This is a genomic window from Limnobacter humi, from assembly GCF_024518835.1.
GTDB classification, from domain to species: Bacteria; Pseudomonadota; Gammaproteobacteria; order Burkholderiales; family Burkholderiaceae_B; genus Limnobacter; species Limnobacter humi.
This window is the reverse complement of record NZ_JANIGO010000006.1, coordinates 40276-54367: the sequence shown is the minus strand read 5'-3', so window position 1 is coordinate 54367 and position 14092 is coordinate 40276. Positions and strand designations below refer to the sequence as shown.

Here is a 14092-nt window from a genome sequence, read left to right as displayed (position 1 = left end):
GACGACATGCCTGGAGATTTCCTACTGAGTACCTCGGTTGAATGAATCAATCTGGGCTCGATTTTGAATCGAGCGAAATCATCGATAACGTTGCCGATTGATTCTATTTTCTATCGGTGCAATGAAGGCTGATTTTTTTCTGAAACTGAGTGGTATCACTGGGGAATCTGTCGATGCCAAATTCAAAGATCATATCGAGATTCTTGGGTTGAATTGGAAGATTTCACAGCAAACCGATATGCAGCGTGGTGCGGGTGGTGCCATTGGAAGATCTGATGTTGGCGACGTCGTCATCACCAAGTTATTGGACAGATCCTCACCGACACTTCGCCTTTTGTGTTGCCAGGGCACCTGCTTAGAATCTGCCACTGTTTTAAAACGAAAATCCGGATCTATACCCCTTGAATATTTCAAGATGACTTTGAATAACGTTGTCATCAGCGAAATCCAATTGCATTTGGGAGAAGGTGGAACACCCGACTTAGAAACGATCCGTCTGAGTTTTTCAGAATTCATCGAGGAATATATTCCTCAAAACAAGATTGGCTCAGGGGGAGGCGCCGTGCGCCAAGGATACAGCGTGACAAAGCGTATCAAACTCTAGTGACTCACCATGGATGTTCTGTCACCCAAACGCGGAAAGCTTACCTTCGACAGTGAAGGAAACGAGGGTGGACCATATCACAGCAGAAGCTTGCACCATCCCAGTTTTGTATCGGGGGTAACGCTGGGTCGGGGCTATGATATGCGAGAAAAGTCGTCTCAAATGATTGAATCGGACCTGATCCGTGCGGGTCTTGAGCCTGTTTTAGCAAAACTGATTGCGCAGGCGTCTGGCCTGAGTGGAGAGAATGCCCGGCAATTTATCAAGCGCCCGGAGTTCAACAATTTTGAAATTTCGGCTGTTGTCCAGTTGAAGCTTTTTGAAATTGATTACGAACGTCATCGCCTGGATGCCAAACGAATATGGGATAGCTCTGAAAATCAACAACGATATGGTGCCGGTATGTGGGACGAACTCAACCCACGAATACAGGACTTCATCGTTGATTTACGTTACCAAGGTTTGTATTCAAAGTCGATGCGGGACCGAATTCAAAAGTCTGCCGGGGCAGGCAATCTGCAAGAATTGAAGTCCAAATTTTCGCAGGCAATCACTGAAATGGGTTTGCGAATGGATCAGAGAAACAAGCGCAGAATCGAGTTTTTAAGTTCGGATGGCTCATAGATTAACAAGCCTTCATTCTGAAGTCGAACCTGATCTCAACATTTCTTGCTGAAACCAGCCCCGCTTCCATCGGAATACCACTTGAAAATCAGGCTCCCGCTCAATCCAAGCTTTAGACATCCACGTAACCGGCTCGGCGACAAAGACGCCGTCCGGCATCAAGTACAGAGCCCCTTCATCATTGCTTTCATCAGGAAACTTTGCAGCCTGAGCGCTTAAAAAATCGTTGTTTCTCAGCGTACGAAGACCGACACTTTCCTTCTCAATCGGTGAAAATGAATGGGATGGACTCCACTTATAAAACTCATAGCGCCAGGTTTGGTGACCCTCACCATCCTCCGTTGCAACGACCACCAACTTGTGATGTTGCTCAAGCGCATAAGTCCGAATGTATTTAGTTAAATTGGTCGAACATTGCTGGAAAGCAAGTGCGTCAGAAGATTTTTGGGTCAAACGCCATGCCGTCTCAGTAGACGTGCTTTCCTCAACCTCAAAAAGCCTGCAAGCCGAGGGTTCAGCTTTTCCTCTGATCAGACTTAAGGCCCGATTTTTTGGAAAATCCTCAGCAAGAAGCGGGGAGTGATCGTATAGCGCAGCAACCCATCGAGAATCCCAGCTGGAGGCTGCCATTGAAACTGGATGAGCAATACACAAACCCAGCAAGATTAACAAACGAATGTTACGCAGCACGATGTATTGGTTCACGAATAAACTGCAGTCACTATAAACCGTGGTGACCCACCGAGCTGAGTCATCCCTCGCGATGGTGATGCTGGCACTTCCCTCGCACGAAGGAGGAACACTTTAAGCTCTGCAGATCAAATAGACTCGGATAACAGACTTGCTCAACCTTTATCAGAAACCAGTACAATAGAAAGATGGATTTGACGAACCTCGGGCTTTATTCACTTCAGCAAGCAGCTGCGCTATCCGGTGCCAAAACACTGGAGATTAACCGCTGGCTGTTTGGATATAGAAGTAGAGAAGGTGGTGTTCATGCGCCTTTGTGGGAAGTGGAACTTAGCGGGGAGAGGAAAAAAAATATCGGGTTCCGCGATTTGATGGAACTCAGAATTGTTTCTGCTTTCGTCAGAAAAGGGGTTCCTCTTCGAGTCATTCGACAAGCATTGGTTAATTCCAAACAAATATTCGGCATACAGTATCCGCTTACATCGCGCAGATTTTTAACTGATGGACAGTCGATTTATCATGAAGCGCTAGATAGCGAATCAGATGAGCTAACCGATTTAGTAAAGCGCCAACTGGTTTTCAGGAACATCATCAAACCGAGCCTATATGAAGGTATCGAATTTGATAAAAGTGGAGCTGCAAATCGTTGGTTTCCGATGAAAGACCATACAGTCGTAGTCGACCCGACTGTAGCTTTTGGCAGACCATCATTGGCTTCCTATGGAGTACCAACAGAGACTTTATTTCTTGTCTATAAAGCGGAGGGGAACGATTTCCTCGCCGTTAGCCATCAATTCGGTATTCCGGTGAATGACATTCAAAAAGCTGTGAAGTTTGAGTCGCAGCTTCTAGCAGCTTGAGATACTTTATCGACAACAACCTACCTCCAGCCTTTGCTAAAGGATTGGACGGATTTTCGCTTGGACGAGGGTTATCTGAAAAATCCGTTGTCCATCTAACCGACCTGTTTCCTCCGAACACCAAAGATCAAGATTGGATTCAATCGCTGGCCAGGGAAAAAAATTGGGTCATTATTTCTCAAGATGGGTTTAGAAAAAATGATCTTGAGCGTGAAGCCATTCGACGATCAGGACTTTTTGTGATTGTTTTGAGCAAACAGTGGTCAGATCATTCGTATTGGAGTAAGGCACAAAACTTTGTCAGGTGGTGGCCCTCCATATTAGATTTCGTAGAAAAAACACATGGTGGTGGTGCCGTCAGAATACCTTGGCGGTTCAGTGGCAGATTCGAGCAAATAAAGATTTAGTCATTTGAATCTGTTTGTATGAGATTCTAGCCAGATACCCCCACCCAGGGAACTTCCCAACCCCTTAGCACTCAAAGCGGAAGAGTGCTAAACTAAGCTCCAGATTTCGGTTGTTTTCTGGAGAATCCGGACCTATGACCACCACTGCATTGACATTGAACACCGCCCCCATGGCCGCTGCCAGCAGCACGGCCCTGACTGTTCGCGACCCCTGGGCCCTGGTGGCCCGCGGCCCGCTGGGCAATCTCGATGCCTATATTTCAGCCACCCACCAAATCCCCATGCTCACCCCCGAGGAAGAGCAGGAGCTGGGTGAACGCCTGCAACGCGACAACGATCTGGAAGCTGCCCGCCGCTTGGTGCTGAGCCACCTGCGGCTGGTGGTGGCTGTGGCCCGCCAGTATTTGGGTTATGGCCTGCCGCATGCCGACCTCATTCAAGAGGGCAACATTGGCCTGATGAAGGCTGTCAAGCGCTTCGACCCCAGCCGGGGCGTGCGCTTGGTCAGCTTTGCCTTGCACTGGATCAAGGCGGAAATTCACGAGTACATCATCCGCAACTGGCGCATGGTGAAAATGATCACCACCAAGGCCCACCGCAAGCTGTTTTTCAACCTGAGCAGCTTCAAGAAGTACGGCCAAACCCTGTCGCAAGACCAAATTGCCGAAGTGGCCAGCGAGCTGAATGTGCGCCCAGAGGATGTGAGCGACATGGAACGCCGCATGGCCGGTGCCGAGTTCAGCCTCGACCCCGTGATTGACATCGACAGCGACGAAGCCACCCACAACCCGGTGCGCTACCTGGCCGCCGAGGGTGCAGAGCCCTCTGAAGTGCTGGAAGCAGCCAGCCACGAGCGCCTGCACGCGGAAGGCCTGCAATTGGCCCTGGAAAGTCTGGACGAGCGCAGTCAACGGGTGATTTCCAGCCGCTGGTTGGCTGGCGACCAGGCCAAAACCCTGCACGACCTGGCGGCCGAACTGGGTGTGTCGGCCGAGCGGGTGCGCCAAATTGAGGTGGCTGCCATGAAGAAGATGAAAACCGCGCTGCTGAAATACGAAGCGGCTTGATTTGTCATTCACATCACCTACACTAAGGGCTTGGTATCAAGCCCTTTTTTATTGCACAAACTTTTACTGGCACGGCCCAGCGCGAGTCATCCATGATTGTTGTCCACCACCTTGAACACTCCCGCTCACAGCGCATTCTCTGGCTACTGGAAGAACTCGGCCTGCCGTATGAAGTGAAGCACTACAAACGGGATGCCAAAACCTACCTGGCCCCGCCGGAGCTATTCAAAGTGCACCCCTTGGGCAAAAGCCCGGTGATTACAGATGGCGATGTGACCGTGGCCGAAAGGGGCGCCATCATTGAATACTTGGTCGACAAGGCCGGTGGCAAATTGCGCCCGGCACCGGGCACACAAGCCCACCGCGACTACACCTACTGGCTGCATTTTGCGGAAGGCTCGGCCATGCCGTTTTTGGTCATGACCCTGATTTTCAACAAAATTGAGCAAGCCCCTGTGCCCTTGCTGTTGAAACCCCTCATTCTGCCCATCGCCAAAGGCATTTCAGCCCAAGTCAAAAAGAACTTTCTGAACCCCAACCTGGAACGGCAATTTCAGTATCTGGAGGGCATTTTGGCCAAGCAACCCTGGTTTTGCGGACAGAGCATGACCGCAGCCGACATCATGATGAGCTTCCCGCTGGAAGCCGCCATGGACCGGGCCTCCGATGCATCCAGCAACCTGCCTCACATCAAAGCCTTTGTGGACCGCATTCACGCCCTGCCCACCTACCAAAAAGCCCTTGAAGTGGGCGGCCCCTACGCGTACGCTTAAAGCACCATGAACACATCCAACACGCCAGAGAAAGCCCTGCAGGAAGCCACCCTCACCGGTGTTCGCGGCCAGGTTCAATTGATGCGCGACGGCGCGATTCTGCCAGCAGCAGAGGGTATGGCGCTGTTGCCGGGCGACCGCATTGTGACCGATGCCACGGCCCATGCCGTGGTGAAGTTCACCGGTGTTGCTGAGCCCTTGGTGATTGAACAAGGCTCCGCAGCAACCCTGAACCTGCAAACACTGGATGGGCAAGACGCCCCACAGTGGGTAGCCGCTGACATGCAAGGAGACGGTATTTTCTTCCAAGACCCCAGTGCAAGCGCGCAAGCCACAGGCGACGAAGGCGTGTTCGGTTTGGTGGGCACCGGCTTGGTCACAGGCGGAGCATTTCCCGTTATTGAAACAGTGGCAGCACTGGCCGGTACCGCCGCCATTGTGGCCGACAGTGGCAACAGCAGTGACACAACCACCAGCATGTCCGCGGACACCTCGGGCAGCGGCACCGACACCACGGGTGGCAACACGGGCGGGACGGATACCGGCGGTGGTAACACCGGGGGTGGCGACACAAGCGGTGGCGGTACAGACATGGGCGGTACGCCCACAGCGGGCCCGCTGGATGCAGTTCTTGCGCCAGTCACAGACAGTGTGGACACCTTGCTGACCACACTGGGGATCCCCAACCCGATTGGGCACTCTGCCTTGCCAACCGAGGGTTTGAGCAGCCTGACCGGTGCATTGACTACGGCCTAAGTAACTGGCACAGATCGGGCTGAGTGGACGTTCGCTGATGACTTGCTGCTGTGCACTGCGCGATCAAACCCAAACAATGCCGGTGTGCACGGCGCCGAACAGTCAGCCCCCCGATCGGTTTGACCCGCACAGCATTCGAACACACGGACCGAGATGTCTGAGCCACGCAGTGGCGAGTTCTCGGGACGGTTCGACATGCGCGGGGCAACCTTTACTTTTCGGGGGGCGTTCGGACCGGGCTACCGGTGTTGCTGGGGGCTATAAAACTGACCGGGCTACCGGCGTTGCCAAGGATAAGCAGACTAAACCGGGTCTGCGTTAACTTTTACTTCCCATCCAGAATTTGCGCCACATCCTCAACAACCGGCACCGGGTCAGCATTGTGCCTAACCAGCAAACGCGCCCTGCCCTGTTGATCAAACACATAACTGGCAGCGGTGTGGTCCATCAGGTAGTTGCCATCGGGCTTGTCCACCTTTTGCGCAAACACCCGCAGCCCAGCCAGCAAGGGCTTTAATTCATCGGGGGTGCCCCACAGTGCCTGAAAATCGGGGTTGAATTGCGGTACGTATTTGGCAAGAAGCTCAGGGGTGTCCCGCTCCGGGTCCACCGTCACAAAAATCACCTGCAGGTTTTTACCCTTCTCGCCCAGTTTGGCTTTCACCTCATTCCATTGCTGCATGGTCGTCGGGCACACATCCGGGCAGTGGGTATAGCCAAAAAACAGCGCAACCACCTTGCCTTTGTAGCTGTCCAGCGTACGGGTTTCGCCCTGCAAATCTTTCAGCTTGAACGGGGCCACCAGGGACGACCCAGTGATGTCGGTGTTCACGAACTTGGCAGGGCCAACATTGCAGGCGGACAACATGCCAATACCGAGGCTCAGGGCCAACACGGCCAGGACACGACGACGGGAAACAACTTGCAGGGACAACATCCAAACCCCCAACAGAACAGACAGACCAATGGCCTTCTTACCAGGCCACGTAGTGATCAACCAGAAGCGCGGCAAACAACAGCGCAAGGTAGGCAATGGAAAACGCAAAGGCCTTTTTGGCTTTGGCGTCGCTGTAGCGCTTCCACAGCACCCAACCATAGCCAATAAAAATGGCATTCAACACCACAGCACTGACCAGGTAAATCCAGCCACTCATTTTCATGGCGAAGGGAATCATCGTGGTGGCAGCCAGCATCAGCGTGTACAAAAATACATGCAGGCGGGTGAATTCAGCCCCATGCGTCACAGGCAACATCGGCAACCCGGCCTTGGCGTATTCCTGCGTGCGGTAGAGGGCCAAAGCCCAGAAGTGCGGTGGGGTCCACACAAAAATAATCAGGAACAGCACCAGCGCCTCGGGCGACACGGTGTTGGTGACCGCAGCCCAACCCAACACCGGCGGCATGGCACCGGAAGCGCCGCCAATCACGATGTTTTGGGGCGTGTTGGGCTTCAGAATGAGGGTGTAAATGATGGCGTAGCCCACGAAGGTGGCCAGTGTGAGCCACATGGTGAGCGGGTTCACGAAAAAGTAGAGCACCCACACACCCAAGCCGCCCACCAACCCGGAAAACACCAAGGTTTGCATGGAGTTCAGTTCGCCACGTGGCAAGGGGCGTGCGCGTGTGCGCGCCATGACAGCATCAATTTGCTGCTCAACCAGACAATTGAATGCCGCCGCAGCACCGGCCACCAGCCAAATGCCAAACGTGGCAGCCACCAGCACCTGCGCATCGGGCAGGCCGGGCACCGCCAAAAACATGCCGATGACTGCGCAAAACACAATGAGCGCCACCACGCGTGGTTTTGTGAGCGTCCAGTACTGCTTGGCAATGTGGGAGAGGCTGCTCACGGCGGGTCGGCTACTTTTGGTGGAATTGGCGCTGGTCATGGTGGATAAGCCTTGTCGATCAGGCCCCGGCGTGCGGGATCACTCGGTGGCTTGCAAGCCGATAGTTTACCAAGATCAGCGTCACCAGAAGCAGCGCCGCGCCCCCATTGTGCAGAACCGCCAACCACAACGGCAGGTGGAAGACCACATTGCCAATGCCCATGGCGATTTGCAGGGTCAGTACACCCACCACTTTCAAGGCCAATGCCTGGCGGCCGGGCGTGCGCCACAGGGCCAATGCCAGGGTCAGCAACACGGCAGTGACCACGATGGCGCCCATGCGATGGGTGAAATGAATGGCGGTGAGCGATGACACGTTCAACAACTGCCCATCGGGTGTTTCGCCCAGCTCACGCACAATGTGGAACGCGTGATTGAACTCCATGGTGGGCCAGTAGCTGCCTTGGCAGGTGGGGAAGTCGGTACACACCACCGCTGCATAATTGGTGCTGACCCAACCACCCAGAATGATTTGCGCGCACACCACCAGCAGACCTGCACGGGCCAGCCACACCAGCCGCTGCGAATCCCGCGGTGGAGATACGGTGCGGGCCGGCGTGGTTTGGCGCAGCCACAGCCAGGTGAGCAAACCGAGCACCGACATGCCGCCAATCAAATGGCCTGTCACGATGGCCGGCTTGAGCAGCAAGGTTACCGTCCAGGCACCAAAGGCGCCCTGCAAGCAGACCACGCCCACCAGGGCTGTGGCCAATACCGGCGACTGCCGCAGCTCATGACGCTTTCGCCAGGCCATGACGGCAATCGAGATAATCACCAAACCCAAGAAGCTGGCAATGTAGCGGTGAACCATTTCTTTCCACGCTTTGGGAATGGACACCGGCCCGTGGTCGCCGCCTTGCTCCTGCACAGCGGCTGCAATATCGGCAGCCGCGTGGCTGGGCGTGAGCTTGCCGTAACAACCTGGCCAGTCGGGGCAACCCAAACCTGCATCAGACAAGCGCACATAGGCGCCCAGCATGATGAGACCGAAGGTCAACACTGTGGCAAACATCACCAATCGCTTGAAACTCATGACTTCCTCAACCCACGCTTAACCAATATTGGACGCCCACAACAGGCGGCTGATGTCCTTTCGAAACTTGTCGAATTCCAGCTGTGCATTCGGCGGAAACCGCATCATGACGTGCCCAAGCGGGTCGGCCATGAACACATGGTCTCGAATGCTGCCCACCGCTTCAACGCCCTTGGTGCCGACAATACCCTGGCTGAGCGGCAGCCAGTTGTTCAGGTCAGCCTCAGCAGCGCGAATGAAATGCACATTCGGAAAAGCCCGCAACAGCTGGGTCTCCAGGGGGCCGCTGTCAGTCACAAACACCACCCGCTCAATTCGGCTTTGATCCTTGCCCTTGCTGGCACGCGCCTGCCGCTGGAAAAACAGGGTGTTTTGGCAGACTTGATCACATTGACTGCTGATGACCTGAATCAGCACCCACTTGCCTTTGAGCGACTGCATGGAAAAGTCGTCGCCGTTGATGTTTTTGAACACCGTGGCAGACACGGGCATCTGCGGATCGAGAATGGTGCCGTAGTTGTTGGTGACATCGGGCTTGTTGACGAAATAGAGGTAAAACGCCGCCACAATCGGCAGCGCACATGTCAAAAAAACCAGAATGATGGTGCGTCGGCCACTTCGGGTCGACGACGGTGTATTGGATGAGGTGGGCATTGCATTCATGGTGTCTGCTCTATCGATTCGTTTCAGCCGCAAAGCGGAATTCTTTCCACAACAAAAACAGGGTCAAGGCACCCAGTGCCACGGTCATGCCGTACCACTGGAACGCATAGCCCCGGTGCCGGGCCACCTGCTCGGGCAAACCCACCGCCGCCATGTAAAAGCCGTCTTGCTGGCGCGCGCCTTGGCCGGTTTGATCGGTGTCAGCCACCGGCTGCAAAGTGACCACAAAATTGCTCACCGGTTCCTTCATCAGCTGCGCAAACGCATCACTGCTGAAGTTGGACCACACGCGTCGCCCCTGGTCAGTCTCCTCATGAATGGCACTGGCAGCACCACCCACCTTGAAGCCGAACAATTCCGCTGCCTGCGCAAAGCGGGGCAAAATGGTGCCCGTCAGCTCGACCTCACCGGGTGCTGTGCTGGGCAACGGTGGTGCCTTGCGCGGGTTGGCCGGGTCACGCAACAACAAACCGCGGTCCACTGGAATGACATAATGCTGGCCAGTCGGCTGAAACCCCTGCACCACCATGACCGCGGGCAAACCGTTAAATTGACGGTTGTCCACGTACACCACCGCATCGGCTAAATATTGCCCATGCAGCAAAATTTTGCGATAGGACAAATTGTCCAAGTCCACACGGGCCGACTGCGGGCTGATGGGCGCTGCTTTCAGGGCCTGTGCCTGGTGATCGTGCAGGGCCTGCTTTTCATCGCCCCGACGGGTTTGCCAGTTTCCCAACGACCAGGTACCCCAAGCCATGGAAAACCCCAGGAATGCCGTCAACAGCCACTTTGAGCGCGAAAAAGGTTGAGCGGACTTATCCATGACACACCCTGCCATGACATACTGCGGTGGGCGCACACGCGCACACATTGATACAGGTGCAGTTCATGAAAGTTGTTATCGCCATTGGGTTCATCGTCATTTTGGGCAGCTTGGCCTCTGCCTTTTTCTTTCTGATGAAAGACCGCAGCAAATCACCCAACACCGTGGTGCGCTCGCTCACAGTGCGAATCGGTGTATCCATTGCCCTGTTTCTCATGATTCTGATTGCCTACAGCCAAGGCTGGATTGAACCCACCGGCATCCGTTAAACAGCTGCTGAACTGCAGCTAGGCGGCGCCACTGTCAAAAACAAGGCCACCGGACTTGATCCAGTGGCCTTGGGGTACTTCCTGTTTAATGGGTATTCGCAGTTCGGCACAATCCGTCCGAACCGGCTTACAGCCAGTACACCACCACGTACAGACCTAACCACACCACGTCCACGAAGTGCCAGTACCACGCAGCCGCTTCAAAGGCGAAATGGTGCTCAGGCGTGAAGTGGCCCTTCATGCAGCGAATCATGATGAAGAACAACATGATGGCGCCGATGGTTACGTGGAAACCGTGGAAACCGGTCAACATGAAAAAGGTGGAACCAAACACGCCGGAGGTGAGCTTCAGGTTCAGCTCGGTGTAGGCATGGTGGTATTCATAGGCTTGGAATCCCATGAAAATGGCACCCAGCAGGACGGTGAGGGCCAAGCCCATGATCAACTTGCCGCGCTGGTTGGCCAGCATGGCGTGGTGCGCCCAAGTCAGGGTGAGGCCAGAGGTCAACAGCAATGCGGTGTTGATGGTCGGGATGGGCCATGGACCCATTTTCTCGAAAGACTCGATGGTGCCCGCCGGACCGGTGTTGGGCCAATGCGCGCCGAAATCGGGCCACAGGAAAGACTTATTATCCAGGTCACCCAGCCAAGGCATCGCGATTTGGCGTGCATAAAACAGCGCACCGAAAAACGCGGCAAAAAACATGACTTCCGAGAAAATGAACCAACCCATGGACCAGCGGAAGGACACATCCACCCGGTCGCTGTACATGCCACCTTCAGACTCGGAGATGACGGTTCGAAACCAGCCAAACAGCGTGAAGAACAGGATCGCCATGCTCACCGCAAAGGAGATGGGCCCCCAGCTCACACCGTTGACCCAATTCGACATGCCCAGCACGAAAAAGAACATCGCCAATGCGCCCATGATGGGCCATTGGGACAGGCCCGGCACAAAGTAATATGGTGCATTCGCACGCATGGTGGTTTCTCCTATTTCTCGTATGTAGAGGTATTCACTGCTTCTTGAATTCTTATTGTGACTGCCTATACAACATCAGGCCGTGGCCACAACCCATTTCACCAACATCACCAACCCGATCACAAACACTGCGGCGGCACCAATGCCCACCAAAATGACATGCACCGGGTTGAGCTTTTGCATGTCTTCAGCGTGGCTTTTGCCCTTGCGCACCCCAAAAAACGACCACAACACAGCGGACAGCGTCTGCAAAAACGTGGCCTTATCAGCCTTGCGGCTGGCCGCCTGCTTGATGTCATCACTCAAGCGCGTTCCTCAGGGTTTGGCTTGCGCCGTTGCGCCAGCCACTTCAAAAAAGGTGTAACTCAGCGTGACGGTGTGAACATCCTTGGGCATTTTCGGATTAATCACAAACACCACGGGAAACTCTTTGCTTTCACCGGCCTTGAAGGGCTGCTGCTTGAAACAGAAGCATTCCAGCTTGTTGAAATCAGCGGCCGCCTTCATGGGCAAATAACTGGGAATGGCCTGCCCCTGCACATCCCGGTCCAGGTTGTTTTTCACCTGGTACTTGATGGTCACGATCTCACCCGGATGAACCATCATCCGGTGGGTTTCGGGCTTGAACACCCAATTGCCCCGCTCGTTGGCATCAAAAATCACTTCAATGCTTCGGCTGGTATCCACTTGCGTGTTTTTAACCACTTCCGCGGCATTCACATCCTGCTTGGTGAGCACATTGATGCCGGTCACCTTGCAAATGGCACGATAGATCGGCACCAGCGCGTAACCAAACGCAAACATGGCCACCACAATCACAGCCAGCCGCACCAGCATTTGCCGGTGCAAACCTTTTGAAGCGACCTGTTTGCTGCTCATCAATACTCCGCCCGAAGGCTTTTACTGCATCAAATTCAAAATACTGGGTTCCATGATCTTGCGGACCACAATTCCCACAAAGAACACCAACGCAACCGACAACAGAATCAGTCCGGTTTTCCGGTTGCGTTGCTTTTGTTCAGGTGTCACTTCGAGACCTCTCACTTCACCACGGGGGGCGTTTCAAAGGTGTGGAATGGCGCGGGTGATGGAACAGTCCACTCCAGGCCTTCTGCACCTTCCCAGGGTTTGGCGGGTGCCTGCTCACCTTGCTGGAACAACCAGGCCCTCAACACACACCACAGAAAGATCAGCTGAGACAAACCAAACCAGAACGCCCCAATGGTGGCAATGGCGTGGAAGTCGGTGAACTGTGTGGCGTAGTCTGCATAGCGGCGTGGCATACCGGCCAAGCCCAGGAAGTGCATGGGGAAGAAGGTCACGTTAAAGCTGATCAGGCTGGACCAGAAGTGCAGCTTGCCCAGTTTTTCGCTGTACATGCGGCCAGACCACTTGGGCAGCCAGTAGTAGGTGCCAGCAAACAGGGCGAACAGAGAACCGGCCACCAGCACATAGTGGAAGTGGGCCACCACGTAGTAGGTGTCTTGCAGCTGAATGTCCACCGGTGCAACCGCCAAAATGAGGCCGGTGAAACCGCCCATGGTGAACACGAAAATGAAGCCCACGGCAAACAGCATCGGGGTTTCGAAGGTCATGGAGCCTTTCCACATGGTGGCCAACCAGTTAAACACCTTCACGCCGGTGGGGATGGCGATCAGCATGGTGGCATACATGAAGAACAATTGGCCTGTGACTGGCATGCCGGTTGTGAACATGTGGTGCGCCCACACGATGAACGACAGGATCGCAATCGATGCTGTGGCGTACACCATGGAGCTGTAACCAAACAGGGTTTTGCGGGCGAAGGTGGGCACAATGTGCGACACGATACCGAAGGCCGGCAAAATCATGATGTACACCTCGGGGTGACCGAAGAACCAGAAAATGTGCTGGTACATCACGGGGTCGCCACCGCCAGCGGCGTTGAAGAACGATGTACCGAAGTGACGGTCGGTCAACACCATGGTGATGGCACCAGCCAGCACGGGCATCACGGCGATCAACAGGTAAGCTGTGATCAGCCAAGTCCAGCAGAACATCGGCATCTTCATCAGGGTCATGCCTGGCGCGCGCATGTTCAGGATGGTGGTGATGATGTTGATGGAACCCATGATGGAAGATGCGCCCAGAATGTGCATCGCGAAAATCGCGGCGTCCATGCCAGGGCCCATTTGTACAGACAAGGGTGCGTACAGTGTCCAGCCGGCTGCTGTGGCACCACCGGGCATGAAGAACGAGGCTGTCAGGATGATGGCGGCAGGCACCATCAGCCAGAAGCTGAAGTTATTCATGCGGGCAAAGGCCATGTCGGAACAGCCGATCTGCAGGGGGATCATCCAGTTGGCAAAGCCCACGAAAGCAGGCATCACCGCGCCAAACACCATGACCAAACCGTGCATGGTGGTGAGCTGGTTGAAGAACTCGGGGTGAAACAACTGAAGGCCGGGCTGGAACAATTCCGCACGCAGCATCAATGCCAGAATGCCGCCTTCCAGCAACATGGTGAATGAAAAAATCAGGTACAGGGTACCGATGTCTTTGTGGTTGGTGGCAAACAGCCAGCGACGCCACCCGTGCGGATGGTCATGGGCGTGGTCGTGGCTGTGGTCGTGTCCGTGGGCCAAATCTGCCGCGGTAGTGCTCATACTA

The 14092-nt window shown here is 54.7% G+C and carries 19 protein-coding genes; 8 read left to right on the top strand and 11 right to left on the bottom strand.

The genetic code is table 11. The features are described from left to right. The first annotated feature begins 97 nt into the window (after positions 1–97). Together NQT62_RS14625 and NQT62_RS14620 are read left to right on the top strand one after the other, a co-directional pair. On the top strand, positions 98–604 hold the full coding sequence (locus tag NQT62_RS14625; protein ID WP_256765481.1) for an Hcp family type VI secretion system effector: 507 nt from the start codon (positions 98–100) through the stop codon (positions 602–604). A 9-nt stretch (positions 605–613) separates the two neighbouring features. Next, a complete protein-coding gene (locus tag NQT62_RS14620; RefSeq protein ID WP_256765480.1) occupies positions 614–1228 on the top strand; it encodes a DUF8812 domain-containing protein in 615 nt (204 codons plus the stop codon). 12 nt (positions 1229–1240) lie between these two features. Here NQT62_RS14620 and NQT62_RS14615 read toward each other — a convergent pair whose 3' ends face one another. After that, positions 1241–1933, bottom strand: a complete 693-nt coding sequence (locus NQT62_RS14615; RefSeq protein WP_256765479.1) for a hypothetical protein — start codon at positions 1931–1933, stop codon at positions 1241–1243. 173 nt (positions 1934–2106) lie between these two features. Here NQT62_RS14615 and NQT62_RS14610 point away from each other — a divergent pair, with 173 nt between their 5' ends. The 5 genes from NQT62_RS14610 (at position 2107) to NQT62_RS14590 (ending at position 5781) form a co-directional block, all read left to right on the top strand. Beyond that, entirely contained in the window at positions 2107–2778 is a 672-nt protein-coding gene (locus tag NQT62_RS14610) for a DUF433 domain-containing protein (protein WP_256765478.1), read from the top strand. Then, positions 2775–3185, top strand: a complete 411-nt coding sequence (locus tag NQT62_RS14605) for a PIN-like domain-containing protein (protein WP_256765477.1) — start codon at positions 2775–2777, stop codon at positions 3183–3185. Before NQT62_RS14610 ends, NQT62_RS14605 begins: the two co-directional genes overlap by 4 nt. A 134-nt stretch (positions 3186–3319) precedes the next feature. Beyond that, on the top strand, positions 3320–4252 hold the full coding sequence (gene rpoH, locus NQT62_RS14600) for an RNA polymerase sigma factor RpoH (protein WP_256765476.1): 933 nt from the start codon (positions 3320–3322) through the stop codon (positions 4250–4252). A gap of 92 nt (positions 4253–4344) precedes the next feature. Then, entirely contained in the window at positions 4345–5025 is a 681-nt protein-coding gene (locus NQT62_RS14595; RefSeq protein ID WP_256765475.1) for a glutathione S-transferase family protein, read from the top strand. 6 nt (positions 5026–5031) lie between these two features. Beyond that, positions 5032–5781 carry a FecR family protein gene (locus tag NQT62_RS14590; protein WP_256765474.1) on the top strand — a complete coding sequence of 250 codons (750 nt, stop codon included), beginning with the start codon at positions 5032–5034 and terminating at the stop codon, positions 5779–5781. A gap of 325 nt (positions 5782–6106) precedes the next feature. Here the strand turns inward: NQT62_RS14590 and NQT62_RS14585 are convergent, their stop codons facing one another. Genes NQT62_RS14585 through NQT62_RS14565 form a run of 5 tightly spaced genes read right to left on the bottom strand, consistent with a single transcriptional unit; the run spans position 6107 to position 10192 of the window. After that, a complete protein-coding gene (locus NQT62_RS14585; protein ID WP_256765473.1) occupies positions 6107–6718 on the bottom strand; it encodes an SCO family protein in 612 nt (203 codons plus the stop codon). A gap of 37 nt (positions 6719–6755) precedes the next feature. Beyond that, positions 6756–7670 carry a heme o synthase gene (cyoE, locus tag NQT62_RS14580; RefSeq protein ID WP_256765472.1) on the bottom strand — a complete coding sequence of 305 codons (915 nt, stop codon included), beginning with the start codon at positions 7668–7670 and terminating at the stop codon, positions 6756–6758. Positions 7671–7689: 19 nt separating this feature from the next. Next, positions 7690–8703 (bottom strand): COX15/CtaA family protein, encoded by a 1014-nt coding sequence (locus NQT62_RS14575; RefSeq protein WP_256765471.1) that lies wholly within the window; start codon positions 8701–8703, stop codon positions 7690–7692. An 18-nt stretch (positions 8704–8721) separates the two neighbouring features. Continuing rightward, on the bottom strand, positions 8722–9366 hold the full coding sequence (locus NQT62_RS14570) for an SCO family protein (RefSeq protein ID WP_256765470.1): 645 nt from the start codon (positions 9364–9366) through the stop codon (positions 8722–8724). A gap of 10 nt (positions 9367–9376) precedes the next feature. Further along, entirely contained in the window at positions 9377–10192 is an 816-nt protein-coding gene (locus tag NQT62_RS14565) for an SURF1 family protein (protein WP_256765469.1), read from the bottom strand. A 65-nt stretch (positions 10193–10257) separates the two neighbouring features. Between NQT62_RS14565 and NQT62_RS14560 the strand changes: the two genes are divergently transcribed. After that, positions 10258–10461: a twin transmembrane helix small protein gene (locus NQT62_RS14560; protein WP_256765467.1), complete on the top strand. Its 204-nt coding sequence runs from the start codon at positions 10258–10260 to the stop codon at positions 10459–10461. Between the two features lie 127 nt (positions 10462–10588). Here NQT62_RS14560 and NQT62_RS14555 read toward each other — a convergent pair whose 3' ends face one another. The 5 genes from NQT62_RS14555 to ctaD all read right to left on the bottom strand — a co-directional run bounded on the left by NQT62_RS14555 (position 10589) and on the right by ctaD (position 14088). Next, positions 10589–11443 (bottom strand): cytochrome c oxidase subunit 3, encoded by an 855-nt coding sequence (locus NQT62_RS14555; RefSeq protein ID WP_256765466.1) that lies wholly within the window; start codon positions 11441–11443, stop codon positions 10589–10591. A 75-nt stretch (positions 11444–11518) separates the two neighbouring features. Next, positions 11519–11749 carry a DUF2970 domain-containing protein gene (locus tag NQT62_RS14550; RefSeq protein ID WP_256765465.1) on the bottom strand — a complete coding sequence of 77 codons (231 nt, stop codon included), beginning with the start codon at positions 11747–11749 and terminating at the stop codon, positions 11519–11521. A gap of 9 nt (positions 11750–11758) precedes the next feature. Beyond that, complete coding sequence (locus NQT62_RS14545; protein ID WP_256765464.1) at positions 11759–12322, bottom strand: cytochrome c oxidase assembly protein; 564 nt, start codon at positions 12320–12322, stop codon at positions 11759–11761. Between the two features lie 21 nt (positions 12323–12343). Then, the gene (locus tag NQT62_RS14540) at positions 12344–12472 is read right to left on the bottom strand and encodes a cytochrome oxidase small assembly protein (protein ID WP_256765463.1); all 129 of its coding nucleotides are present in this window, start codon (positions 12470–12472) and stop codon (positions 12344–12346) included. A gap of 11 nt (positions 12473–12483) precedes the next feature. Continuing rightward, positions 12484–14088 carry a cytochrome c oxidase subunit I gene (gene ctaD, locus NQT62_RS14535; protein ID WP_256765462.1) on the bottom strand — a complete coding sequence of 535 codons (1605 nt, stop codon included), beginning with the start codon at positions 14086–14088 and terminating at the stop codon, positions 12484–12486. Between the last annotated feature and the right edge of the window lie 4 nt (positions 14089–14092).

What these genes read in the sequence shown, in the direction of transcription:
- NQT62_RS14620 (WP_256765480.1), top strand. Translation starts at nt 614, where the DNA reads ATGGATGTTCTGTCACCCAAACGCGGAAAGCTTACCTTCGACAGTGAA.
- NQT62_RS14610 (WP_256765478.1), top strand. Translation starts at nt 2,107, where the DNA reads ATGGATTTGACGAACCTCGGGCTTTATTCACTTCAGCAAGCAGCTGCG.
- rpoH (WP_256765476.1), top strand. Translation starts at nt 3,320, where the DNA reads ATGACCACCACTGCATTGACATTGAACACCGCCCCCATGGCCGCTGCC.
- NQT62_RS14595 (WP_256765475.1), top strand. Translation starts at nt 4,345, where the DNA reads ATGATTGTTGTCCACCACCTTGAACACTCCCGCTCACAGCGCATTCTC.
- NQT62_RS14590 (WP_256765474.1), top strand. Translation starts at nt 5,032, where the DNA reads ATGAACACATCCAACACGCCAGAGAAAGCCCTGCAGGAAGCCACCCTC.
- NQT62_RS14585 (WP_256765473.1), bottom strand. Translation starts at nt 6,718, where the DNA reads ATGTTGTCCCTGCAAGTTGTTTCCCGTCGTCGTGTCCTGGCCGTGTTG.
- cyoE (WP_256765472.1), bottom strand. Translation starts at nt 7,670, where the DNA reads ATGACCAGCGCCAATTCCACCAAAAGTAGCCGACCCGCCGTGAGCAGC.
- NQT62_RS14575 (WP_256765471.1), bottom strand. Translation starts at nt 8,703, where the DNA reads ATGAGTTTCAAGCGATTGGTGATGTTTGCCACAGTGTTGACCTTCGGT.
- NQT62_RS14570 (WP_256765470.1), bottom strand. Translation starts at nt 9,366, where the DNA reads ATGAATGCAATGCCCACCTCATCCAATACACCGTCGTCGACCCGAAGT.
- NQT62_RS14565 (WP_256765469.1), bottom strand. Translation starts at nt 10,192, where the DNA reads ATGGATAAGTCCGCTCAACCTTTTTCGCGCTCAAAGTGGCTGTTGACG.
- NQT62_RS14560 (WP_256765467.1), top strand. Translation starts at nt 10,258, where the DNA reads ATGAAAGTTGTTATCGCCATTGGGTTCATCGTCATTTTGGGCAGCTTG.
- NQT62_RS14555 (WP_256765466.1), bottom strand. Translation starts at nt 11,443, where the DNA reads ATGCGTGCGAATGCACCATATTACTTTGTGCCGGGCCTGTCCCAATGG.
- NQT62_RS14545 (WP_256765464.1), bottom strand. Translation starts at nt 12,322, where the DNA reads ATGAGCAGCAAACAGGTCGCTTCAAAAGGTTTGCACCGGCAAATGCTG.
- ctaD (WP_256765462.1), bottom strand. Translation starts at nt 14,088, where the DNA reads ATGAGCACTACCGCGGCAGATTTGGCCCACGGACACGACCACAGCCAC.